This window comes from Sphingobacterium sp. UME9, assembly GCF_014170215.1.
GTDB classification, from domain to species: Bacteria; Bacteroidota; Bacteroidia; order Sphingobacteriales; family Sphingobacteriaceae; genus Sphingobacterium; species Sphingobacterium paramultivorum.
Genome location: NZ_LZZP01000005.1, coordinates 67,071 through 92,220, shown reverse-complemented (window position 1 = coordinate 92,220; position 25,150 = coordinate 67,071). Strand labels below are relative to the sequence as shown.

The following is a 25,150-nucleotide window of genomic DNA, read 5'->3' as shown; positions in this document are numbered from 1 at the left end:
AAAAGCCTCCATGATGGAGGCTTAAATGTGTTTTTTAATATTTGGGTTCTGCAATGATCTGATAAGTCTCAATGGCATCTTTCGGAGTTCCAACTAAAGCGATTGACGATGTACCTCTTTCCCAAATTGCTATCGGCAGGTGATTAAGCTTATTTTTGAAGAGCTTATTGTACTTATCGTTAAGTTCAGCCTGTTGATTGTTTGTCGTGGTAAGTGTGGGGCTACCAAAAGATTCGCGTGCTACTTCCATCAAATATTCTTTCTCTTTTTCAGGTGTTTGTTTTCGAAATTGATCGCCATAATAGAGATTGACATAGCTATAGGGGTATTGCCCTTTTATATAAGTTTGATCGATGCGATAACCTTTTTTGTAAGAAAAGGATTGTCCTACAATGCTTCTTGTGGGTGGAGTTTCCCAATTGACATTGAAAAAATCATTCCCCGGAACAGCTCTCATGGTGAGGCTAGCTTGTTTAACCACTTTATTGTCTTTATAAAATAACACATCTAGTCGGTATTCGCCCGGTTTGTGAAATGTAACACCCGTGCCCAAAAGAAAAGGATTAACCCCTGAACTGTAATGCATAATATCATCGATATGCCAAACAATTGAATCAACAACCTCTTTTTCCCACATAAATAAAGTGATATGATCTTTATGATTATCTTTTTCGTATAAATGGATTTCCCCTTGTTCAAATACGTTGATAACCCGATTGTCTGACCATAAATCAATGTTTTTGGTTAATCTTGTTGTAAGGGATTCCGCTTCTTTTTCTTCAGGTTTTATTACTTCCGGTATTTCAGGATAATTTTCTTTTGTACAAGAAAAGAAAATAAAAGAAATACAGCTTATTAAAAGATATTTTTTTAACATTATTTTTATGTTTTTGCAAAAATAGAAAAAATACGAGAAATTTTTTTGTGGTGTGGCGTTTCACTTTTTAGTTGCGTTAACTAATTGGTTGTCGGCAAGCGTTTATAGCTTGAAAATTAATTAGATGTTATAAAATGTCCGATGAATTTGATTATTTTTACATGCATTTATTATTAGCTTTACCGAAGTCCTATGTCAAATGACGTTGACCTGCTTAAGAAGATAGTCCAAAAAGATAGAAATGCTTTTGAAGCTATTTATAAGAGCTATTTCCGTAAATTGTATATCTTGTCTTTTCGGTATGTGCGAGAGGAGGCAATCGCTGAAGAGCTCACCAACGACGTATTTATGATGTTATGGGGAAATGCGGGCAAGTTGGCCATTAGTCAATCACTGGGAGCTTACCTATCACGCAGTGTTATCAACCTTTCGCTCACCTACCTTAAAAAGAATCAACGTTTATTGGAACGGAATAACGATTATAGCAAAGAACTGGATCTGACGGATGATGAAGATGAAATTGATCGCGCCGCACTTTACGAATCCAAGTTGTTGATGATCGAAAGTATACTGGAAGGGCTACCGCCGCAGTGTCGAAAAATCGTTCTTATGAGTAAGTACGATAAGATGAAACAACAAGAAATCGCGGATCAATTGGGAATTTCAATAAAAACGGTTAAAAATCATTTGACCATTGCCTACGATAAAATTCGGGTCGCTTTGGCCAAGCAAAAAACTTTTCTGTTGCTTCTAATCGGCTTTTTATTTTTTTCATTGGGACTTTTTGTCCAGTTTATTATCTTATAGTTATGGAAGAAAACAATACTTCAAGATTTATTCCTTATGACTTGATTCAGAAAGAGCTGGATGGGACTATTTCCGAAAGGGAAGGAGTGTTGCTTGGGCGTTGGATTTCGGAGGATGTGGCGAACCACGAGCTATACGATGAAGTTAGAAGTATAGCTGATGACCTTATAGCACTGGAATGCTATAAAAAGGTAGATGCCAGTAGCCAATGGGAAAAATTTAAAAATCAGTTGGATAAAACAGGGGATCAACAAGAAGTGGGGATCGAGACGCCTGTACGAGCAATCTGGAAACCCTGGATGAAATTTGTGGCTGCCGCCGTATTGTTCGTGGTCGGTTTTGCCGGTTACCTGAACTTTGACCGTTGGATGGGGTATGAAGTCCGATTATACGGATCGGTAACACAGCAGCCTACTGTACTTCCCGATGGTTCGATCATGACACTACAGGCCGGAGCCGAGGCGATGTTTAACAAAAGGACATTTCTACAGCAAAGAACTGTTGAACTCAAAAAGGGAAAAGCGCTATTCGATGTCAAACATCAAACAGGAAACTCCTTTGTGGTTGATCTTGAACATAATTATGTGCGTGATATCGGCACTACCTTTGAAGTCAATTTACTGGAAGATGATGTCGAAGTCCTTGTTAAAGAGGGAAGTGTAGCCTTGAGCAGTGGAAAAGGAGATCATGCAAAAGAACTTGTCTTACAGAAAAATCAAAAGGGACTGTATAAAAGACAAACTGCGTCTTTATCTAAAATTGATCTGTTGGTAGATAATGATACTGATGTCGCACAAAAGTTGAGCTACTCAAATGTTCGGTTGGATAGTATCTGTACAGATCTAGAAAAGCATTTTCGGGCGAATATAACTGTCGTTGGAGATAGTTTAAAAGCACGCAAGCTAAGCATGTACTTTGATGGGCAAACGCTCAACGAGATTGTTCAGATTCTTTCCAAAACTTTAAATGTGAAGTGGAAAGCCGGTAAAAAGGGATATAGTATCTACGAATAGGCTCTTCGCTTTGCTGATATGAAAGATAGGATTCTGTATCGTTTGCTCTTTTTCTGCTGGTTGGTTATAGCGATGTGTCCGAAAGCCATGGGACAGAACTCCCCTGCCGAATTACGGATCTCAATTGATACACATAACAAACAGATTCTTCAGATACTTGCTGAAATTCATAAAACATACGATATATCCATGTCTTATGACGAGCAGGTCTTTAATAAAAAGATTATTTATAGTCGATCGTTTGACAAATCCAGTCTAGAAGAGGTCCTAAATTATTTACTGAAAGATTCCAATGTTGGATTTACAATGATCAATAGGGCGCTGATCTTCTATGAAGAAGATAAAACTTTTACTGTTAAGGGGCGTGTTGTGGACATTTTAAGTGGTGAAAACCTGATTGGTGCCACCTTGTTGATCGCGGAGAAAGGTAAAAGTAGTTTAAGTAATAAATATGGGTTTTACTCACTGACATTACCACGGGGCGAATACAGTTGTTATGTAAGTTATCTGGGCTATAAGACAAGGTTGGTCTCATTAAATGCTGAGTTAGAAAATAATTACCTGGTCATTAAGCTCGCTCCAGTGGATTTTAATTTGAGTGAGGTGGTGGTTAATGTTGATTCTTCCTTCACAGCGCAGCACATGGGAAGTTTCACAGATAAGGTCAATTGGACCCAAGCACGAAGAAATGCCTTTTATAAAGGTGAGGCTGATATCATGAAGGTATTACAGATGCAAAATGGGATTAACGGATTAACAGAAGGCGGCAGTAATCTTTTCGTAAGGGGGAGCGGTAAAGACCAGAATCTTATCTTGCTTGATGAAGCTGTTGTTTATAATCCATCGCATCTATTCGGTTTAACCTCTGTGTTTAATTCGGACATCTTGAAGAATACGCAGCTTTATAAGGATGCTATCCCTGCAAATCTAGGGGGGCGTCTTTCTTCCATCATGGATATGAGTACCAGAGACGGTGATGCCAATGCTTTTCATGTTTTTGGTGGATCAAGTCTATTGATTGCTCGAGTTGGTGCTGAGGGGCCATTTATAAAAAAGGGAAAAGGTGCTTTCATTGCCACTGCACGGGGAAGTATATTAAATGCTTTTAATACGGATTATCGCTTATTTAATGTCAAAGGTAAGTACAGTGACTATAACGTGAAGTTCAACTATACATTTGACGAGAAAAATCGGGTTTACCTTTCGGGGTACTATGGGCAGGATAAAGTTATTTCTCCGAATAGGAATACCAATCGTTGGGGCAACTGGACTTCTACTTTGCGATGGAACCATGTGCATAGTGACCGGTTGTTTATGAACCTCTCGGCTATATTCAGTGATTATCATAATAAATTGGATGTCAGTAAACCCGAATCGAGTGACAATCAAATCTGGTTGACACGGATACGTGACTTTAGTTTGAAATCCGATTTTACGTATTTTATGGGATTAGACCGCACCTTGGATTTTGGTCTTCAGGGAACCCAACATCGTTTTAATCCCGGGGAGATATCGCCGATAAATTCAAACACGGAAGATAATATTTTTAGGGCGCAAGCTTATGATTATACGGGGTATGTTTCTTTTAATTGGAAGGTCGATTCAGCCTTCCGGATTGTTGCGGGAATACGTGCCAATGCCTTTTTTAATGCCTCCTTTGGACGCTATTATTTATTGGATGGCAGCTCGTATAAGCCGTTGTCGAACGATGCCGACAAGAAAAAGTCGTATTATGGTTTAGAGCCACGCCTGTCTTTGCAATATAAAATGGGCAATGACTATGCTTTCAGACTGGCTTATAATCGGAGTTATCAATATTTGCAGTTATTACAGAATGATGAACTTGCTTTTTCCTCATTGGAAGCTTGGGTGCCGGCGGGATTAAATATTAAACCACAATATGTTGATGCTATTTCTTTTCGTATCAACAGATTATTGTATCATGGAAATATTGGATTGGAAGGGTATTGGAAGAAGATGGGCAATCAGGTCGAATTGATCGATCATGCGCAACTGATACTCAACCCGTTTATCGAAACACAGCTGCGCCAAGGAAAGGGGCATGCTTATGGATTAGAATTATCTGTCAATCAGCGTTTCGGTGAGTTTACGGGCAGTATCTTCTATAGCTGGTCGAGATCTTTTCGTAAGATCAATGGCATCAATAAAGGAAAAGAGTATGCGGCTAATTTCGATATTCCACATGTGCTTAAGAGCAACTTGTCCTATGATTTGGGGAGGTCGGTGCATCTCAATGCTTTTTATACAATTCATACGGGAAGGCCTTTAACCTATCCAATAGGATTTATGGAATATGAGGGTATATATGTTCCGGTGTATTCAAGCCGTAATTCCCATCGTATGCCTACATTTAGTCGGTTTGATTTAAATTGCTCGGTAGATTTGGAAACTATAAAGCAACGAGAGCGAGGAAGAAGACATACCTTGAATTTTGGATTATATAATGTATTTGATCAGCGCAATCCACTTTATTATAGTTTCTCCGAAGATAGTAATGGGAATTTAGCTATTCAGAAAACGTCATTTTCTGGGCGAGTTCCCTCAATTAGTTACACAATGAGATTTTGATTGATATGAGATTCTTATTGATTATAGTTACTTGTTTTCTAGCGGTTTCTTGTCAGAAATCAGCTGTAGACGAAGGACAATCGTACGATATGATTGTTGAAGGCGGGATTAATACGATGTACAAAGAGCAGTATATCCAATTAAAGAAATTGGATGGGCTAAAGTCTAATTCAGGGACTATCGGGATTAGTGGAGCCACGGTACGTGTAACCAATGGTTCCAATATAATTGAATTCAATGATTTGGGTGAGGGGCTTTATTATGGTGAGCTGTTCAATCTGAGGGACACGGTAGGAAATGTATTTCAGCTTACGATTACTTTGAATGGGAAATTGTATGAAGCACAAGATCAATTGATACCTGTGGTACCTATTGAAAATGCCTTTCTACCGGTAGAAAAAAGTAATTTGAACAACAAGTGGACGGTAAAGGTTAATAAACATCTCTTCGGGATGCGAACCTCCAATAAATGGCTTATTATGCCGCAAAAGGATTTTTCTGAAGATGATATTTCTTCTTTTCGCTCTCCTTTTAGCTACAGTTATCGTTTGGGGGCACCCAATGTACTGAATAACTTACTTGGGAAGACATACAACTATGAAGTTTCGTTGAAGGACAGTTTAATCGTATCTAAGTTTTCTGAATCTCCACGTTACTCCCGTTTTATTTATAATCTATTTCAGGAGACAGAATGGAAAGGATTATTGTCTGCAGTACCTGCCAATGTTGAAGGTAATATTTCGAATAATGCCCTTGGCTTTTTTTATGTAATGGACGGTGTGCGCAAATCTATTCCAATAAAGGACATTAGAAACAGTAAATAGTGCCTTAGGGGAGGATTTAAAAGCGTATTTATTGATGAATCGCTCCAGGTGGTCAAAGACATTATTATTATTCAAAGCAAATATTTACACATAATATATACACATGAACACTGCACATTATAAAGCAGATAGATTATTGCTATTTCTATTTTTCTGGTTATGTTTGGCCCTAAGACCAATACAGGCGGAAGTACTGCCAAATTACGTTATTCCACTTAAAGATACCAATAACAAACAAAAGACAATGCTTGTATTTATTACGGGCGATGGTGGTTATAATGATTTTAGTAAAAGCCTGTTATCTTACTTCTCACTCGATGGATATCCTCGTTTGGTCATCGATGCAAAAAAATATTTCTGGAAAAAGAAAACTCCGCAAGAAGCGGGAAGGGAATTCGAACGATATATTGACCATTTCAGGAAAGAATGGGACTGCGATCAAATTTATTTGATAGGACATTCATTTTCTGCCGGAGTATTACCTTTTGTCCTGAATAATTTCTCGGATCCCTTGAAAAAGTCAATCCGGCATGTTACTTATTTGTCGCCCGATCAGTATGCGAGTTTCGAGGTGACCGTATCGACTATGCTTAACTGGAAACAGAAGCCCAATGGCTACGAAGTACTAGCTGAAGTCTTGAAGCTAAAGCAATTCCCTTCGACTTATGTCTTTTGTAAAGAGGGCGAAGAAGATCTCGTGAAAATGTTTCGTAATGCGGGATTAAAGGTCGATGTACTGGCAGGGCCACATAATTATAATCGTGATTTTAAGACTATTTATAATACTGTTCGATTAAGATAGCAATCATATTAGGACTTTTTTATAAAAACCTTGTCATCCTACTGAATTTAGATGCAAGGTTTTTTTTATGCAATATCGTTTTTTATTGGTTTTATTGTTCTTTACTTCTCGACTATTTGGACAAGGAGCTTCATTAACAGGGATTGTCCTCGATGCCTCAACGGCAAAACCTATACAAGGTGTTACTGTAAAGCTTTCCAATACGGCAAAATCTGTAGCAACAAATAAGGAGGGGCAGTTCCAGTTACCATCCGTGCCTGACAATTGGGAGTTACTATTTAGTGCCGTTGGCTATAAAAAACAGGTATTCCCGATGAGTGTCGCACAGGGCAAGAAAGTTCTTATTATCCGTTTGGAAGATGAACAACAAAGTCTCGATGAAGTTGTAGTGAATGCGCCTAAAAAAAGAAAATACACGAATAAACATAATCCAACAGTAGATTTAATCCGTAAAGTAATTGAAAAAAGAGATGAAAATAATGCGTTAAATGGAACAGCCGGTAGCTATCAAGAATATGAGAAGCTTTCGATGTCCTTGTCTATCCAAAATCAAAAGGTGGATAAATCCCGCCTGCTCAAACGTTTCGGATTTTTAAAACAGGGGATGGATACGCTAAAATATCCCGGTAGGTCGCTGGTCCCGATATTTATGGATGAGAAAATTGGTCAGCGAAAATTGGATGCTCTTAAAGGTAACAGCTTTGTTTTACTGGGTGAGAATCAGTCGCGCGTAGATCAGTACCTGGATGAAGACGGTATTGATGAGTATTTGGATAAAATCTATGGTGAAACAAATATCTATGATACGGATGTCTCTATTGGGAATAGACGTTTTTTGAGCCCTATAGCAACGTTGGGGCCTTCGTTTTATAAATATTACTTGGTTGATACCTTGAAAGATAGTAAACCTTGGCATGCCAAAATACGCGTAGAGCCAAGGAATAGAGAGGATGCACTTTTTTCAGGCTTCATCTATATCCGCTTAGACGGGAGTTATGCATTGGATCAAGCGGAGCTGACCATCAACGAAGCGACCAATATCAACTGGGTAAAGGGTTTAAATATTGTTTTGAATTATTCGGAAAATCAAGCGCATCGTTTTTTTCTGAGCAGGGGAGTACTGACAATAGACATGGGGATTTTTAAGGATGGTATGGGCTTGTTTGGGGAGAAAGTGACCAGCAGATCAGCTTCCAATGAAACACAGCTCGCTGTCAATGGTAAAGCATTGACACGGACAGGGCCACAGAATCCGAATGGGATTGACTGGAATCTTGCGAGACCTGAGAAACTGAGTAGGCTGGAGGAGCAGGCCTTTACGAACATCGATAGTTTAAAACAGTCAAAATCCTTTAAAAATTTGATGGCTTTGGGCTCCTTCATTATGTCGGGTTATTATGGGCGCGGTGTTATCGAAATAGGGCCAGTACCTTCATTTTATAGTTTTAACCCTGTAGAAGGAAGCCGATTTAAATTTGGTGGCAACACGACGGATATCTTTAGCAAGACATTGGTCCTGGATGGTTATGGTGCCTATGGTACGAAAGACAGGCAATGGAAATATAATATGGGTGCCACCTACTCCTTTAACGGAGAATCGGTCTACAAATTTCCTGTAAAGTTACTCTCTGCTAAGGTTAGTAAAGAGGTACAGGTGCCGGGACAGGATCTAAATTTTATTGATAATGACAATTTTTTGCTTTCATTCAGAAGAGGGGAAAATGACAAAATGTTTTATCTACAGCGGAGGCAGATCGAATACTGGCAGGAATTTGAAAACCATCTATCCTTTAAAGTAGGGTTCTTTAATCAAATCCTTAGCCCAGGTGGCATATTGGAGTTTGACCGTCGAGCTTTTAGAAGAAGTAACGGCAATGAGCTGTGGACCTCTGCTTTCACCGGAGAAATTCGCTGGGCTCCACATGAGAAATTATACCAGGGGAAACGTTATCGACGTATTATTAATACAGGTCAGCCTGTTTTTACCTTAGCCGCACAGGTTGGCGTGAAAGGTTTGTTGGGTGGAGATTATAACTACCAACGTTTTATATTAAATGCCAATAAGCGATTTTTTGCGTCCCAATTTGGTTTTGCCGATATCGTATTTGAATCGGGCATCCAATTTGGAAAGGTTCCCTATCCGCTGATGATTATTCACCGGGCAAATCAAACCTATTCGTATCAGCTCAACTCATACAATTTGATGAATTCAATGGAATTTATGAGCGATAAGTACACGTCACTATTGCTTCAACATTCATTTAATGGTTTTTTTCTGAATAAAGTTCCGCTTCTGAAAAGACTGGATCTCCGGGAGATCGCCTCTGTAAAAATGTTGTATGGAGCTGTCGATGCCTCCAATAGATACACGAAAAGTTTTGATGAATTACCCAAGGATCCTCGCGAACCGCAGCTGTTCTCCCTCAATAATGGAGCCTATATAGAAGGAAGTTTTGGCTTGAGTAATATCTTTAAAATTCTACGTGTCGATCTGGTTCGCCGTTTTACTTACCTGAATAATCCAGGTGTATCTCCATGGGGGGTCAGGGCAAAGATCGGTATTGATTTTTGATGCCTAAAAAAACAAATCGGATTGGGACTATTTTAAAGTAATGATGTCATTAGTAAAAGTGATTTAGAAAAACGAAATAATTGGGTTTGTCAATTTGAGAGGTAATTATGCTGATGAAAAACAAAATGTTGATCTGGAAATCCTTATTGGGCCTATTGGTCATTTTGGGTGCCGTATATTTTTTTGCAAATCAGAGACAGGAGCTGGCATCGTCGGTAGGGCTTATTCAGTCAAGTTCGTTGTTTTGGGTGGCAATCGGGATCGTGGTTTCTTTGGCATACATCGCAATGCAAGGTTTGGTCTATGTCTATAGTTTTAAGTCTTTGCAACAAAAGTTATCACTGGGTGGAGCTACCCGTTTATTTCTAAAGAGAAACTTTATCAGTGTCTTTCTTCCGGTAGGTGGATTTACCTCACTGGCTTTCTTTAAGAAAGAAGTTAATCAGGAGGGAATTGATGATGCAAATGCCAATCTTTCTTCTGTTATCTACGCAGTCATTAGCCTAGTGTCCTTATTTATACTCTGTCTTTTTGTTTTTCTGTTTGTAGGAATCGCAGGTCTTGATGTACAAATCATTGGAATTATGCTTGTTTTTAGTGTTCTATTGCTGGGGTTTGGCTGGTACTGCAGATCATTTTACCGTGGAGGAGGAGCTTATAATTTTACAGTACGTCATTTCCCTTCAGTTGCAGGTACCTGGGATGAACTCCATAAAAAGGGTGTGGATTTTTGGGCTGTATTGCAAAGTCTCATTTGGGCGACAGTCATTGAGCTGGTAGGGATTTTGCATATCTATATTGCAATGCTTGCTTTAGGCTTTGAAACATCGTTATTGGCCTGTACAGTAACCTATGCTGTCGGAACGTTGGTCTATTGTTTTTCACCATTGATGAAGGGGGTGGGACTGATCGAAGTATCTATGGTTGTCATTCTGTGTAAGTTTGGCTACAGCGAAGAACAGGCTATTTCTATATCCCTTCTATATCGTTTATTTGAGTTTTGGGGACCATTGGCATTGGGGGGAATTAGTTTCTTCGTGAATAAAAACAACATCTTTGTTCGGATACTTCCATCTGTTTTTATTTTTGTGATGGGGCTTATTAATATCATCTCCGTCTTGACGCCGGCGATTCATAGCCGTGTCACGGCATTAAAGCAATTTATATCTTATGATGCTTTAAACTTTTCAAATGCAGCGGTACTTTTCTTCGGTATATTATTGGTGATGTGTTCGGGTTTTCTGTTGAAGGGGCTACGTATGGCTTGGTATGTTGCGGTTGCGCTATGTTCGCTTTCCATTGTTGCTAATCTTTCCAAAGGGCTGGATTTTGAAGAAGCTTGGTTCGCTTTTTTGGTGCTGTTGATGCTCCTTTATTCATCAAAACACTATTTTGTACAAAGTAATAGGAGATTCAGCTCCTTAAACCTCAGCTTGGTTTTGTGGCTTATTGGGGTTGTGCTGCTGTATGGAATTACTGGGTTTTATTTTCTGAATGCGAAGCATTTTAACATGGATTTTACCATTTTAAATGCGGTAAGTAGTACGCTGCACGGTTTTGTGCTACTTAATGGTGATGTTGCGGAACCTCAGACAACGATAGGACAGTATTTTTTGTATTCCATTAATTTTTTTAGTGTGATCAGTCTGTCTGCATTGTTCTACTGGATGGTCAATCCGTGCCAGTTAGCGGAAGAAGAGGTTGATGGGCAGATTGAAATTGCACAGCGCCTTTTGGAGCGTTATGGTAAATCACCTGTTGATTATTTTAAGACGTATGGGGATAAAGATCTTTTCTTTAACACGGAGCGGACGGGCTTTATTGCGTATAAAAAATGTTATGGTTTTGCTATGGTGCTCGAAGGACCCGTTTGTGAGGATACTGAAGATGCGATGAAAGAACTGATTAATGCATTTGAACGTTATTGTCGCAAATCGAGTTTAAAAACAGCCTATTACCGCGTTGATGGTAGACATCTAGGGGTTTTCAAGCAGTTGGGCAAAAAATCTTTTCTGATCGGAGAAGAGGCCATTGTCAATGTCGATAATTTTTCGCTGGAAGGAAAGAAACGTAAATCACTTCGAAATGCGGTGAATAGCATTGAAAAAAAAGGTTTTGTTTCGAATTTATATCGCGCACCGTTATCCAATGGTTTGCTTCAGAAACTGCAGGTTGTGTCGGATCATTGGTTGAGAGACATGAAGCGTTCAGAACGTGTTTTTTCTCAAGGCATGTTCGACGTTGGTAAGATTAAAAATAGCCATGTAATTACTTTGGAGGATAACGAAGGGCGCATTTTGGCCTTTTTGAATATCATTCCCAATTATGCTCCGGACGAGGCGACGTATGATCTTATCCGGAAATTGCAAGATGCGCCAGGCGGAAATATGGATGTATTGATTATCCGCTTTTTAGCGTATTGCAAAGAGGAAGGTTATTCTTTTTTGAATATGGGACTGGCTCCTTTTTCGGGATTTGACAAGAAGAAAGGGCTTGTTGAACGTTTGATCAGTTTTCTATATGAAAATAATCCTTACTTCCGTCAACCAAAGGGCCTGAAAGAATTTAAGGAGAAATTTGATCCTTGTTGGGTCGAGAAGTTTGTGGTGTATTCACATGATTTGGATTTGATTTCAGTGCCTTTGGTGATTGATAAGGCAATGAAATCAAATGCGGGTAAGTGATGGGGGACTTTTGCTGAAAGTCTGTTTGTTCTTTGAATAAAATTTTAATCAATTATTTGCACAAGATCTGCGCAATTGCCGCTGAGCATCTGAAATGTGAAACCGGTATCGAGTTTTATTTCAGCGCATGATGATGTACGTAAGTAGGCTGATTTACGGGTTAAGTATTCAACAAAATCAGTTAGTGTAGGATTATGACCAAAGAGTAGAACGTGATTGATATGATCAGGAATTGCATTGATAATAGATAGCAAGTGCTTATAAGTACATTCATAAATTGTTTCTTCAATTTGGATGTCAAAAGAAGAAGAACCCATCACCTCCAGAAAAATACGTGTTGTTTGGAGTGCACGATTGGCTGGTGAACTGATCGCAATACTGTTCTCATCCAGGGTCAATTTTGCTGCCAGCTTAGCCGCAACCTGTTTTGCATGTTGTATTCCGTCGGAGGTAAGGGCGCGGTCAAAATCGTTTATGCCCGGAATAGTTTCGGCTTTGGCATGTCGGATGATATAAAGTTTTTTACTGTTGTCCATGATTAAAATTTTTGATTCTTATACAATATAAATAATAACGCTTGTTGTTCCGGTTCATTGTGTTTGGGCAATGAGCAGGCTTGCGTATGAATACAAATAATAATACAGGAAGTTTTGAAAAGTATATATTCTATGAATAGTTATTGCACCTTATTTAATTCTTTGTATCTCTCAAGAGGACTGGCAATGTATCGGTCACTTGAAAAGTGTGCAAGGGACTTTCACCTCTATATTTTTGCATTTGATGATGCGTGTTATCGCATTCTGTCTGAATTACAGCTGGCTAAAGCTACGATCATTCGATTGTCTGATTTTGAAGATGAGCAATTATTGGCTATAAAATCCACTCGCAGTACAGGAGAGTATTGTTGGACTTGTACGCCTTCAATTATTCTATATAGTATTCGAAAATTTGGTTTATCCAATTGCACCTATTTGGATGCAGATTTATTTTTCTATGCCGATCCTATGGAGTTAATTGAGGAGGCGAATGGGGGATCGGTGATTATAACTCCGCATCGGTACAGTCCCATGTATGAAGATAGTGAATCGGGAGGAACCTATTGTGTACAGTTTGTTTACTTTAAGAATTCAGAAGAAGGCATAGCGGTTTTGGAATGGTGGCGTGAAGCGTGTATAGAATGGTGTTATAATCGCAGGGAACCCGGAAGATTTGGCGATCAAAAATACTTGGATGTATGGACTACTAAGTTTACAGGGGTGCATGTTCTAGAACATTTAGGCGGTGGTGTAGCGCCCTGGAATGTTCAGCAATATGATTTTGAACATAAATTAGGGCAAGTCTGGGGCAAAGAGCTTACTAGCCAGCGTTTATTTCCGGTGGTGTTTTATCACTTTCATGCGCTAAAATATGCAGAGAAGAATTCTTTTACTCTCGCAGGAGGCAATTTAATAAGTGAAAATGACATCCATTTCTTGTATAAACCCTATGTAAAAGCATTAAAAAGTTCAGGGTGCGAAATACAGTCTATATCGCGTGTACAAAAATTTCATGAAATGAATGAAATTCCGCGTATTCGTAAATCACTACGCCGAATGTTCAATTTATATGTACTTGGCAAATTTAGAGAATACTATCATCAATCCTATTTCTTAAGATAATGGCTTACCAAATTGATTTAAAAACATTTACAGATGATCGTGGACATTTGACGGTGATCGAAAAAGTAACTCCTTTTGAGGTGAAAAGGATATTTTATATCTATGGTGTGGATGGATCGATACGGGGCGGTCATCGACATCATAAAACGGTACAGGCAGCAATTTGCTTAAAAGGCAGTTGTGCGATTTACAATCAGGATGGAGATAATGAACGGGTTTTTGAATTAGATTCACCTGATCAATGTTTAATATTGCAACCAACGGATTGGCATCAGATGTTTGACTTTTCGGAAGATGCTATTCTTATGGTACTTGCTTCTGAATATTTTGATTCAACAGATTATATTTACGAACCCTATTTTATACATGATAGCTTACGAGAGTTTACGTCAGGTCAATAAGGAATTTATGGAGGAATATACACAGGTTTTTCATGAAGTATTGCATGGTGGCTGGTATATTTTGGGGAAAGAAGTGAAACAATTTGAGCAGACATTTGCGGATTATTGTGGTGTGCAACATTGCATCGGAGTAGCCTCCGGATTAGATGCGTTAGTTTTGTCATTGCGCTATTTTGGCTTTAATTCCGGCGATGAAGTGATTGTTCCTGCTAATACCTATATCGCTTCAATCCTGGCCATTATGCAGGTTGGTCTAAAACCGGTACTTGTTGAACCCGATGTGACTACCTACAATATTGATCCTAAAAAAATTGAATCAGCTATTACAGAAAGGACTAAAGCTATTTTAATCGTTCATCTTTATGGCAAGATGTGTGATATGGACCCAATTATTTCTTTAGCGAACAGATATGATCTGCGGGTAATTGAGGATTGTGCCCAAGCGCATGGTGCGAGCTACAATGGCCAAAAGGCAGGCTCATTTTGCGATTTTGGGGCGTTCAGCTTCTATCCAACTAAAAATTTAGGCGCATTAGGGGATGCTGGAGCCATAACATGTAGGGATGAAAAAATGAATGATTCGATTCGGACGCTAAGGAATTATGGATCGTCTGCTAAATATGTGTTTGATGAAGTGGGCTATAATTCGAGGCTTGATGAGATGCAAGCAGCCTTTTTGTCTGTGAAATTAAAATTTCTTGACAAGATCACAGCTCACAAAAGGAGCTTGGCAGCAATCTACCTAAGTGAGTTAAAGTCTGATTTTATTCTTCCAGTTGTACAACCTGTACAGGAAGATGTTTATCATATTTTTGCAATTCGTCACCCTGAACGTGATCGGTTGAAGCAGTATTTATTGGCTAATGAAATAGGCACGGAAATTCACTATCCAATAGCTCCACATCAACAAAAAGCGATGAAGGGAATTTTATCAGGTGATAGATATCCTATTTCTGAGAAAATTCATCAAACTATATTGAGCCTTCCAATTTCTTACGGACATACGGAGGATGATATTTTTAGAGTGGTTGAGCTAATGAATAAGTTTTCCTAAAGTTTTTTATGATTAATTTATTCAGAGATTTTAGCATTGGAATTTTTTCAAACAAAAAAAATAAGGCAACGCGTCTTTTGTTGGCTTTAATTTCTTTAGGATTAACATCTTGCCAGATTTCGAACGTAACATAATGTAAACCCAAGACCTCTAAAAATTTAAGATCTTTTGTGTTTGGTAAAGTGCCGAAAATCATGCTACCGTTTCTAGTCGTATTTAATAGTTCTGAAGAAGAGGTTCGTAGCCGAAAACTGTCGGGGTTGGTTGAGTTAAGGAAATTACCATAGGTTTCATATTCTGAGAATCCCGAAAGTGATATATCTTTTGCGGCTATATTTTCAAGGATATGATATGGCCAAGCCAGATCACCTGCGTTTTTGCTGAGCTCAAGTAGCATTTTTTGCATCAGCTTTGTTTGGACCATAAAATGTTCTGATATATACGAGTAGTTGACTGTTTTTTTTAAACCAAGTATATGTTCCATTGTTTCAAAATATGGGGTGTGATTTTCCTCACTCTTATGGATCAATACCTTTTCTTCTTCGTCAAAGAAATTGATTGGTTTTAATGGAATGGTATCTGCATCCCATATTAGATAATAGTCACTTTGAATGATTTTGGCGATTTCCATTTTTAAGAATTGCTGAAAGTACCAGCCGGCTCGATCTTCATCATTTATTCTTTGTCTTAAGAAGTCGGCGACAGATTGAAAATTAAATCGGTCGAATAATTCATTTTCGTTAACAAAAATTAAGTTCGTTAAATTGAATGACTGAAATTTTTCAAAATGAGAAACGTTTGTTATGAGATAGACTTGTTTTGCTTGAAAAAATCGCTTAACTTGTTTGATCACAACCTTTGCAGTTTCAATGTGCTGCGGACCTAAGCAGATGACAATATCGTAGTTTGGGTTATTTGCAAATAATTGCATCATCATAGAATCTAGATTAGTTAAAATGTGACAAAAGTTGGTAGAATTAATCCCGTAGTCTCTATCGTATCATCATTAATCCATTTTTTTGGCGATACGACAACTTTACCCGGATTATCGTTTAACCAAGCGCCCCACCAGCTAAAACTGCTATTCGCAATAATATGGTGTTTACACAATGACATGAGCTGTAGATCACGAAAACTATTAGACCCAGAGTTATGTTCAACAAAAATCGCATTTAGACCTATAAACTTTGATCTACACCATTTGATATCATTAGAAAATACTACAAAAAGCGGTGAATCCTGTTTCTCAAGCATATACTGTATGCTTTTTTGATAGTATTCTTCTGTACATATATCTTTAAATAAAGGTTCTTGTAAATAATCACCACGTCTAACATGTAACGATATTGCGTTTTCTTTGTCGATAATATGTTTTAAACGAATATTCTCGCGATCATCCATCTTAGGGAATTGGAGCTTTTGTCGGAGTAGAGGCGCAACTTGACTAAGATAATCTATATGCTGCCAATAACCCCAGTAGTAGCGACTTCTATTGTCTTCAAAAATATCTTTTGTGTAAGAAAAAGGCGAAGTTTCCTCAAAATAGATATGCTTTGTATTATACAGTCGTCTCAATTTTCTCCATAGCCATTTATTGTTGTTCCTGGTATAGATATTTGTTTCAAAAGTGCTGAGTTGTGGAAGTTTAATGTTGAACACTGCTTCTAATTCGAAACCATTATGTACATGGTAGCCATTAAAATCTTCTAAATCGACTTTTACGTGCTTAAATTTTTGTTGTAATGACAAAAAAAATGCATACTGAAAGAGCTGATTTCCTAGGCCGCCTAAGAATTTTACAATCTTCATAAGTTATCTTTTGAGAAAGGACCTTAACGTTTGTTTAAGTCCTTTTCTTAGATGCCTGAATTTGCATATGTGCCATTCAAACAAAGGTTTTTTTAATAATAATTTAATTGTTTGGAACTTTCCTGCTCTTATAACAAGTTCGAACCACTTATTATAAAGCTCGTTTGAAAAAGCTTCCTGTTTATAGATATTATACTGCTTATTCTTTTCTTTAAGTAATGCAAGGATATAAAAATTTTCTTCTAGTGTGTAATTATCGTTTCTAAAATTAGCTAAAAGAATGGCGATATATTTGCATTCAACATTTAAAGCAAATTGATTAACCTGTCTAATTTTTAAGTTGTAGAGCGCTTGATCAAGCTGATCTCTTTTCCGTATGGAAATATTTGTTCCATGTATCCTATATTTCACTAGGTAATCTTCTAAATTTTCAATTGCATATTTTTGGGAAATTCTATAGAAGAGATCGTAGTCCTCTATCAAAATATCTCCTTGATATCCATTTACTTCTCTGAATATTTTAGTTTTGATCATTGTCGAAGAATGAACAATTGTGTTTTCAAAAAACAGGGTAATTTTTATTTTGTCTATATCCGTGAAAACATCAAGTCTTTCTCCAGTCTCGTTGCCGTTCTGATCAATAATGAGCGCTCGGCTGCCAACAACAGCAAGATCGGGATTATTTTGGAAGGCATTTAGCTGCTTTTCTAAACGATCTGGTATAGCTATGTCATCACTGTCCAAAATAGCGATAAATTTCCCCTGAGCTTCAAGTAAAGCGATATTTCTGCTTTCAATTAATCCACGATTTGTTTCATTTTTTATAACTCTTATTCTAGGATCATGAAAGCTTTGAATGATTGTTTCTGTATTATCAGTAGAACCGTCATTAATGATAAGCAATTCAAAGTTTTGAAATGTTTGATTTAAAGCACTCTTTATAGAATCGGCAATAAATTTTGAAGCATTAAAGGCGGCCATTAATATGGTAACTTCTATTTCATTCGACATAATTAAATGATTGATCTTATTTATTTGATATAGATATCCTCTTCACAGCTTTAGCTTCGCTAATTCTAGAAGGAAATTGAGCCTCATCTAAAAATACTTTTTAAATAAAGAATAGATTTTTTGAGAGCGGATATTGGCCAATTTATATTCTTTTGGGGTAGCTTAACATTTATAGATTTTATAAAGTTATCAAGATTGCTAGCTGGAAAAAAATCTAATTTTTCCCAACTACAGGCCGGTAAAGGATGAAAATCCAAATAATTTTCATAATTCTCAGCTGATAGTTTATCCCAACTTCTATAAAATTCTATAGTATCGAAGTCATTTACATGGCCCCAATTATTGATTTTTTGCTGTATTTCGGAATTTTCTCTAGCCCAGGATTGATGAATAACATAATAGTTTAATATATATTCTTTTGTATTCTGCGTAGCCCTTGCCTTGCTATAAAAGGGGCGGTTGGTCACCAAACTGCACAATTCATTATAAGGGGATATAATGAAAAAACCATCGGTTGTTTTCTTGAATAATACTATTAATTTAACTCGAAAGGTAACAGGCGTTTTATCCGGTTGTTTCAAAAGAAATCTATTTCTTCTGAGAAATGTTGTTAGCTTCTTAAAATCGTACGGGTACTCGTCGCTATCCAATTGTATATGCCATCCGCCCTTGCCCATAGATTGAGAGAGCATATTCCGTTGTCTAGTTTCGGATATCAAGGGAGCTTGTCCTGCAACATAGAAATCATCAGCATAAAAATGAATTTTATGATCGGTGTCAAGCTTTCTTATCTCTTCAAAGGTACTTTCCGGTATTTCGAAATAGTTGCCTGTCCAGGTTCTTTTATTGATGTCGTAGCTTATAGTTATGCGGTCAGCCTCTGTATATACCTGTTTAATTGAGGTTATAATATATTGATAGTCATAAGATAATAAATAACCTATTTTAATTAACATCATGATTTTTTTGATTGTAATTCTACTGCTTTGATTTTATTAAATAAGGTTTCTCTAGAAAATGGCCGAAGTCCTTTTTCGGAATGCGATTGAATTTTTTTCCATAAAACTTCATCAGTATATAGAAGCAATATTTTTTCTGCGAACTCTTCTGCTGTTTCTGCTAATAATACTGTTTCGCCATCGACTAGTTTCATTCCTTCGGCGCCTATTTGGCTCGTGACAACCGGAAGATAGTATTCAAAAGCTTGTCCGATTTTACCTTTAACACCAGCGCCATATCTTAATGGCGCAACCATTAATTTACTGTTAAGAAAGTAATGTGTTATATCTGGTACATGTCCAAGTAATTTAATTTTAGGATCGGAAATATTTAATAATGTGTTGACATCTCCCACAACATGAAGCTCAACTTCCGGATTTGTAGCCCAGATACGTGGCATAATATCTTCATAAAGAAATTGTACTGAATCGAGATTTGGGAGGTGCTTTGACCCGATGAAAAGCAAGTTATTACGTTGGTGAAAACTAGGTATCTGCTCAATTTTTACTTTTGGATAATGTACATTGGAAATTACGATCATTTTATTAGCAGAACAGAACTTCTCCATATAAACTCCTTCTTCATCTGATATTGGTATAACAATGTCCGCTTTCGACGCTGCTATTTTTTCATTTCTCAGTGCTTTGATATACCATTTCTTTAAATTTTTATTTAAGGGGTCATGCTCTAACATACGTAACAATCTAAGATGGTGAATATCAACCATATCAAATACTAATTTCGGCATTTGCAGCAATTGTTGAGCAGTTTTATAATAACAGACGAAAACATCGGCGGTGTAGAACCAACAAATAGGACTGATATGCTGAATGTTGCTAAAGAATTTTCTGAGCCCTTTTCTCTTTCTATATTCATAATAGGTGGATACACCCATTTTTTGAAAAAAGGATAAATAGGGATTATTGATCCTATTGGATTCAACAATCAATGTGATATGATAACCTAAGATTTTAAATGCTTTGATTATCTCAGTAAATCTTAAATCACCTGAATTATTATCGTATTCTGGTAGGCGGTAATAAAAGAAGACAATACTTTTGTTATTATATAATTCCAATATCCGCTGCTCGGTATTTAAGGCGGAAATACCTGCGATTTCTTTTGACCATTTACGCTTAAATTTCTCCAAGTTATTTTCGAAGAGCTCCTTTTTAGATTTGTTCTGATATCCGTTTTTAGCGTTATAAGATACTCCATTAAAATGAACCACCCGGGAAAAAGGAGTATAATAAATATCTTTACCCTGAAGATATTTAAACGAGAAACATAGATCCGTTTCCTCGAAATACGCTGGAGCAAATTGTTCGTCAAAAAGATTTAATTCATTATTATCACTATATTTTTTGAATAAGAGACTGCATCCAGAACAGTAATCCACTTTATAAATATAATTTACTTCAGGATAATAATGTTCTTTTCTAACTACTTGACTTATATTGCAGTCTTTCATGAAGACACAACCGGCTTCTTGAAGACTGCCATCCGAATTTAATAGTTTTGAACCAACAGCCCCAACATTTTGAAAGGTTGTGAAAACTTCGTAGAGTGCATCTAAAAATCCTTCTTTAACTATCGTGTCATTATTTAGCAAATAAATATATTCACCACGTGCTATTGAAATCCCTCGGTTTACACTCTTTAAAAATCCTAAATTTTCTGAATTATTTATAATTTGGATATTTTCAATAAGAGAAAAATCAGTTGAATCACTACTTCTATCATTGATAAGAAGGATTTCAAAGCTAACAGTCGGTAGATGCTGGTGTATCGAATTTAGGCATGACCAAGTATATATTTCCTGATTATAGAAAGGAATAATAATAGAAACCTTCGGATTTGAGAAATGCGGGAATACTAGTTTACTCCGCGTAAAGGTTAAAGGTATATCAGTAACTTCAATTTGTTCAGCATGCAAGTTATTGATATATTTTGTTTTGTTAATCCAGTTTTTAATTATCGTGCGAAGTCCCATGTATTATTTCAATGAGTTATGAAAAAGTATTGTTTGAGGTTTTAAAGATAGTAAGAGCAACCGAAAATTAAGATGTGCTAAATCACTTTCTCGTATTTTTTAATGATATCTTTCCACGATGTATTTGCATCGTGAATTTCGTTATCTAAGCTATAATTTTTTAAAATATAATCGGAAGCAAGTTGTCCTTGGGCTATGATAAGATCAGCATTGTTAGCGAATAGATTTATTATATAAATAATTTTGTCTACATATCCAACTATGTCTCCCTCTTCAACAGCATATGAAAACTCTGGTTTAAAATATTCTGCGCCTCCTCTGCCTTTATATCCCACAACAATACAGCCACAGGCCATTGCTTCGGCTGGTGGTAAACCAAATCCTTCCCGATGATTGAAACTTAAAAAAATTGCACTTTCACGCATGATCTGCGCGACTTCTTTTTCTGTTTTATCTTCGATAGCGACTAGATTCCAAGAGTTGTCTAGTCCCTTGAGTCGAAGTACATTGATAACTTGCGCTATGTCGTGAGAAAGTTTTCTGGGCATGAAGCATATTTGTTTTTTCTTCTCTTTGGAGTAAAAAAAAAGCTTATCATTTATACCCAATCTTAGTTTATGGATTGAAATTTCTGGAAAGACATATTTCAGGTAACTTTGAGAGTCTTCAGAGACTGTGAGTACTGCTAGAGTGTTATCGTCAGTATATGTGTTTTTCTGCAATTCAAAGTTAGTTGAATTGTCAAATGTGTAATAGCAGTTTTGATTAAATATTACCCGCGGTAAATTCGGTGTTATTTTATGCGCATTTAAGCCATAAAATTCTGGAAAGACCAAAATGGAATTACTTTCTAATTTTTTGCTGGCCAACTTTAGAAGAAATAACGTTATTCTTCTGAGGATATTGATGGTTTTTGACTTAGCAATGTATTTTATTTGCTTAAAGATATATGGATTATAGGAAATTGGAGGATCATTATCTAACCATTTCTCTTTATTCCCATGCCATTTATGTAGGATTCTAGCATTAATTCCAGCACTATTTAATATTTCTACTTGCCTATACATCTGTTTAACCCCACCTGTAGCATATTTATTTGTCGGACAGATAAAATAAATGATAAAATCTTTTTCCATTATGATGTAACGTTTTCCACCCAATTTTCTAAAGAGTACCTTTTTGTTATTTGTAAATCTGGATTAAGATACTCATCTTTTAGAAAATCCTCAGGGATCTCAATGTCATTAATATCTTGAAGATATAGGATATTTGTCGTATTGTAAAATTCCAGAGATTTTACATTCTCGGCTGTTGTAATTAGCTTCTTTTTTAGTCCTAGAGCTTCAAAGGGACGAAAAGAAAGTCCCTTTTGATGTGGATGTGATAGGTCTAATATGATCTTGCTGTCGAAATAATATTCGCAGGAGTTTTTAAAAGGAATAATTTGCTCGATTATTTCCATATTGTTCGGAAGTTTTTCTTTGATTTGATCTTTTTTATAAGCAAAAATTCGTGCTTTTGCTTTTATCCCATGGTTGTTGAAATATCGAAATAATTTAATAGCATCATTAATTCTATTGTCGTATGTTATCAATAGGGCTACGTCAAATTTTATCTCCCAATTTTGAGCTTCCTTAAAGTAAAAATTAGTGATGGGGGTAAATCCATAATTATAACAGTCAGCAGGGTCGAAGCTCAGAACGGTATCAAATTTTGAAAGAGATTCATTTGACTGTGGAATTTTCTCGATGCTGTCCCAAAGAATCGCCTTGCTTTTTTTTGATTTACTTACGGCAGTCTCCAATGCATGTTTTGTCAACAGATCAGGCCTATTTACGAGGAGCAAATCATACTGTTCGTATTTTTCAATGGATTTTTGAACGTAGAACTCGGATTTTACCTTTTTAAGATTAAGGCCTTTAAATTTCTTGAGAAAAAAATTGTATATCCTTTCACCAATATTTTTATACTTATAGGGCTTTGTTGAATCGATTTCAATTACTTCGTACTCACTAAAGGATCGTAATCCTTTATAGACAACTTCATTAAACCCGTAATAATTAGGAGCTATAAAGAGTAATTTTTTTTTCATTTAAGGTTTGTTCAAGACCAAATACTTTGTTGAGCCAATTATCTAGCGTGTATTTTCTAAATAATTCGGTGGGAATTCTTTTATAGGGCGTGTCAAAAAAAGATTCGTTTAGGAGCTCTAAGTCGTTAGCTATATATAAGATATTTTGAGGATCGTAAAAATCATAGTTCAGAATACTTGGGTTGTCAGTAATGAGTTTTTTCTCAAAAGCCATCGCTTCAAAAACACGAAAACTTAACCCTTCTTGGCCATCTCGCATAAGATCCAAAATTACTTTGTTTTTCTTATACTCGTCTAATACTTCATCTATATATATCGGGGTCTTTCTTAGTTGAATATACTTGCTAAATAGTTTGCTGGAAGATAATTGTTTTAGTTTCTCTTTCCATACCTGTTTTCCGACCACAACAATCTTACTCCGTACTTCCAATGCCGAGAGACGAACCGTGAGTTTACGAAGGAGCTTAATACGTCGTTTATCATAAGAAGTAATGTAAAATAAGTCATTTTCAATTTCTTCGGCCTGGATGGGGTTTTCTGAAAGATAGTTGTAGTTTGTTATCTTTTCAAAGCCATATTTTTTTACATCTTTGTCTTCAAAAGAATAGATCTTATTAAACAATTCCAATTTTTCTTCAATTGGAAAACGTTCTAAATTGTCATAGAGATAAGAAATTAAGTAAGGTGTATATGATTTGATCTCTTTGATGGTCTGATAATCTAATGTATGGGGATTTAGAACGAGTATCTGATCTTGGGGACCTAGTTTTTTCAGTGTATTTACTACGTACTCCTGACGTTTTACATGTTTGATGTTTTTATTCAGAAAAATTTTGCTGATTGCATTTGAAGCCCGCTCACCGAAGTTTTTGTATTTATAGGCACCCATATTGATATGTGATGCATCAATACCCTTCTCTTGCAATTTCTTTACAATGTGGTGGTCGTAATTCCAGTAATCAAAGCTTATAATGCAAATCTTCATTTTTTTTCTTCTCTTTTCAATGACTTAAAAGTTTCATGTACACTGAGACTCTGTAAGTAGCAAAGTTGGTATCCTCGTCGCCCATCTAATATTCCTAGTTTCAAAAAGTATGCCTTAAAAAATTTAAAGGACACTTTAGCTAGGTGACTTAAGAGCGAATACCGCTTATTTTTAGCGTATAGTTCTTTCCCTTTGAGCTGACCATAATGGACCATTTTTTCCTTGTAACTCGCGTAGTCTGCGAAGGAATAATGCCATATCTTGTTTTTTAAGCTACCAATCGTGCCATTAACTAGTAATGTTTCGTGCACCTTTTTTTTGGTGTCGTATGTTGCTTTACTTTTTTTGAACAGACGGAAATTCTTATCATTTTGTGTTCCCGAAAAATTAATGCGTTCGCCACAAAAGAAAAATAAACGATACATGTAATACGCGTCTTTTGCTTGCGGATCGTTTATTGTCGATAATATCTCCGTTTGGCAAGCAGCAGTCAAACGCTCGTCGGCATCCAAAAAAAGTACCCAATCGTTATTCGCATAAGTCAAGGCCAAATTGCGCTGTTTGGTGAAATCCTCAAATTTGTTCTGATAAATTTTCACTTTGGGGTGCAAACCGGCTAACTCAACCGTTCGATCAGTACTGAATGAATCCAAAACAATGATCTCATCTGCAAACTCCATGCTTTTGAGGACTTCTACTATATTATCCTCTTCATTGTATGTAATGATTAAAGCGCTTATTTTTTGACTCAAGGTATACGATATAATTGAAAAATTGGACCATACGCTATTGTAACGTGAAAGCTCACTTATTCGTTACAATTTAGTTGAAAAAATGACATTTAATGTTTTCACAATGTAGATCACCAAGGTGGGCTTTATTGCTTTGTGACAAATATATTACATATTTTTTGTAATAAAATATAAAAAAAATGAAATGTTTGTGAAGTGAATAGGTATTGTTCTAATTCACACTAGGCG

21 protein-coding genes are annotated in these 25,150 nt (G+C 36.6%); 10 read left to right on the top strand and 11 right to left on the bottom strand.

Going from position 1 to position 25,150, the window contains the following annotated elements:
• Positions 1 to 34: 34 nt before the first annotated feature.
• A complete protein-coding gene (locus tag A9970_RS09135; protein WP_182982088.1) occupies positions 35 to 877 on the bottom strand; it encodes a hypothetical protein in 843 nt (280 codons plus the stop codon).
• A gap of 192 nt (positions 878 to 1,069) precedes the next feature.
• Here A9970_RS09135 and A9970_RS09130 point away from each other — a divergent pair, with 192 nt between their 5' ends.
• From A9970_RS09130 to A9970_RS09100, 7 genes are all read left to right on the top strand, one after another.
• Entirely contained in the window at positions 1,070 to 1,684 is a 615-nt protein-coding gene (locus A9970_RS09130; protein ID WP_182982087.1) for an RNA polymerase sigma-70 factor, read from the top strand.
• 2 nt (positions 1,685 to 1,686) lie between these two features.
• The gene (locus A9970_RS09125) at positions 1,687 to 2,697 is read left to right on the top strand and encodes a FecR family protein (protein WP_182982086.1); all 1,011 of its coding nucleotides are present in this window, start codon (positions 1,687 to 1,689) and stop codon (positions 2,695 to 2,697) included.
• A gap of 18 nt (positions 2,698 to 2,715) precedes the next feature.
• A complete protein-coding gene (locus A9970_RS09120) occupies positions 2,716 to 5,286 on the top strand; it encodes a TonB-dependent receptor (protein ID WP_182982085.1) in 2,571 nt (856 codons plus the stop codon).
• Between the two features lie 5 nt (positions 5,287 to 5,291).
• Complete coding sequence (locus A9970_RS09115; protein WP_182982084.1) at positions 5,292 to 6,110, top strand: DUF4249 family protein; 819 nt, start codon at positions 5,292 to 5,294, stop codon at positions 6,108 to 6,110.
• 103 nt (positions 6,111 to 6,213) lie between these two features.
• On the top strand, positions 6,214 to 6,912 hold the full coding sequence (locus A9970_RS09110) for an AcvB/VirJ family lysyl-phosphatidylglycerol hydrolase (protein ID WP_182330734.1): 699 nt from the start codon (positions 6,214 to 6,216) through the stop codon (positions 6,910 to 6,912).
• A 67-nt stretch (positions 6,913 to 6,979) separates the two neighbouring features.
• Entirely contained in the window at positions 6,980 to 9,484 is a 2,505-nt protein-coding gene (locus A9970_RS09105; RefSeq protein WP_182982083.1) for a DUF5686 and carboxypeptidase-like regulatory domain-containing protein, read from the top strand.
• Positions 9,485 to 9,597: 113 nt separating this feature from the next.
• Entirely contained in the window at positions 9,598 to 12,168 is a 2,571-nt protein-coding gene (locus A9970_RS09100; RefSeq protein ID WP_182982082.1) for a flippase-like domain-containing protein, read from the top strand.
• A 44-nt stretch (positions 12,169 to 12,212) separates the two neighbouring features.
• On the opposite strand, the gene A9970_RS09095 is transcribed toward A9970_RS09100, so the two are convergent.
• A complete protein-coding gene (locus A9970_RS09095; RefSeq protein WP_182330737.1) occupies positions 12,213 to 12,704 on the bottom strand; it encodes a histidine phosphatase family protein in 492 nt (163 codons plus the stop codon).
• Positions 12,705 to 12,836: 132 nt separating this feature from the next.
• Between A9970_RS09095 and A9970_RS09090 the strand changes: the two genes are divergently transcribed.
• Genes A9970_RS09090 through A9970_RS09080 form a run of 3 tightly spaced genes read left to right on the top strand, consistent with a single transcriptional unit; the run spans position 12,837 to position 15,281 of the window.
• Entirely contained in the window at positions 12,837 to 13,826 is a 990-nt protein-coding gene (locus tag A9970_RS09090) for a glycosyl transferase (RefSeq protein ID WP_182982081.1), read from the top strand.
• The gene (locus tag A9970_RS09085; protein WP_182982080.1) at positions 13,826 to 14,227 is read left to right on the top strand and encodes an FdtA/QdtA family cupin domain-containing protein; all 402 of its coding nucleotides are present in this window, start codon (positions 13,826 to 13,828) and stop codon (positions 14,225 to 14,227) included. The genes A9970_RS09090 and A9970_RS09085 overlap by 1 nt, the downstream gene beginning before the upstream one ends.
• Before the next feature lie 7 nt (positions 14,228 to 14,234).
• Positions 14,235 to 15,281, top strand: a complete 1,047-nt coding sequence (locus A9970_RS09080) for a DegT/DnrJ/EryC1/StrS aminotransferase family protein (protein WP_259655361.1) — start codon at positions 14,235 to 14,237, stop codon at positions 15,279 to 15,281.
• Here the strand turns inward: A9970_RS09080 and A9970_RS09075 are convergent.
• From A9970_RS09075 to A9970_RS09035, 9 genes are all read right to left on the bottom strand, one after another.
• Positions 15,247 to 16,212 (bottom strand): DUF6492 family protein, encoded by a 966-nt coding sequence (locus A9970_RS09075; protein ID WP_259655380.1) that lies wholly within the window; start codon positions 16,210 to 16,212, stop codon positions 15,247 to 15,249. The genes A9970_RS09080 and A9970_RS09075 overlap by 35 nt on opposite strands.
• 20 nt (positions 16,213 to 16,232) lie before the next feature.
• Entirely contained in the window at positions 16,233 to 17,090 is an 858-nt protein-coding gene (locus A9970_RS09070; RefSeq protein ID WP_182982077.1) for an alpha-1,2-fucosyltransferase, read from the bottom strand.
• A 3-nt stretch (positions 17,091 to 17,093) separates the two neighbouring features.
• A complete protein-coding gene (locus A9970_RS09065; protein ID WP_182982076.1) occupies positions 17,094 to 18,101 on the bottom strand; it encodes a glycosyltransferase in 1,008 nt (335 codons plus the stop codon).
• An 83-nt stretch (positions 18,102 to 18,184) separates the two neighbouring features.
• The gene (locus tag A9970_RS09060; protein ID WP_182982075.1) at positions 18,185 to 19,060 is read right to left on the bottom strand and encodes a hypothetical protein; all 876 of its coding nucleotides are present in this window, start codon (positions 19,058 to 19,060) and stop codon (positions 18,185 to 18,187) included.
• On the bottom strand, positions 19,057 to 21,093 hold the full coding sequence (locus A9970_RS09055) for a glycosyltransferase (protein WP_182982074.1): 2,037 nt from the start codon (positions 21,091 to 21,093) through the stop codon (positions 19,057 to 19,059). Before A9970_RS09055 ends, A9970_RS09060 begins: the two co-directional genes overlap by 4 nt.
• 77 nt (positions 21,094 to 21,170) lie before the next feature.
• Complete coding sequence (locus A9970_RS09050) at positions 21,171 to 22,229, bottom strand: glycosyltransferase (RefSeq protein ID WP_182982073.1); 1,059 nt, start codon at positions 22,227 to 22,229, stop codon at positions 21,171 to 21,173.
• The gene (locus A9970_RS09045; protein ID WP_182982072.1) at positions 22,229 to 23,185 is read right to left on the bottom strand and encodes a lipopolysaccharide core biosynthesis protein rfaS; all 957 of its coding nucleotides are present in this window, start codon (positions 23,183 to 23,185) and stop codon (positions 22,229 to 22,231) included. The genes A9970_RS09050 and A9970_RS09045 overlap by 1 nt, the downstream gene beginning before the upstream one ends.
• Positions 23,154 to 24,170, bottom strand: a complete 1,017-nt coding sequence (locus tag A9970_RS09040; RefSeq protein ID WP_182982071.1) for a hypothetical protein — start codon at positions 24,168 to 24,170, stop codon at positions 23,154 to 23,156. Before A9970_RS09040 ends, A9970_RS09045 begins: the two co-directional genes overlap by 32 nt.
• Positions 24,167 to 24,922: a glycosyltransferase family 2 protein gene (locus tag A9970_RS09035; RefSeq protein ID WP_220801570.1), complete on the bottom strand. Its 756-nt coding sequence runs from the start codon at positions 24,920 to 24,922 to the stop codon at positions 24,167 to 24,169. Before A9970_RS09035 ends, A9970_RS09040 begins: the two co-directional genes overlap by 4 nt.
• Between the last annotated feature and the right edge of the window lie 228 nt (positions 24,923 to 25,150).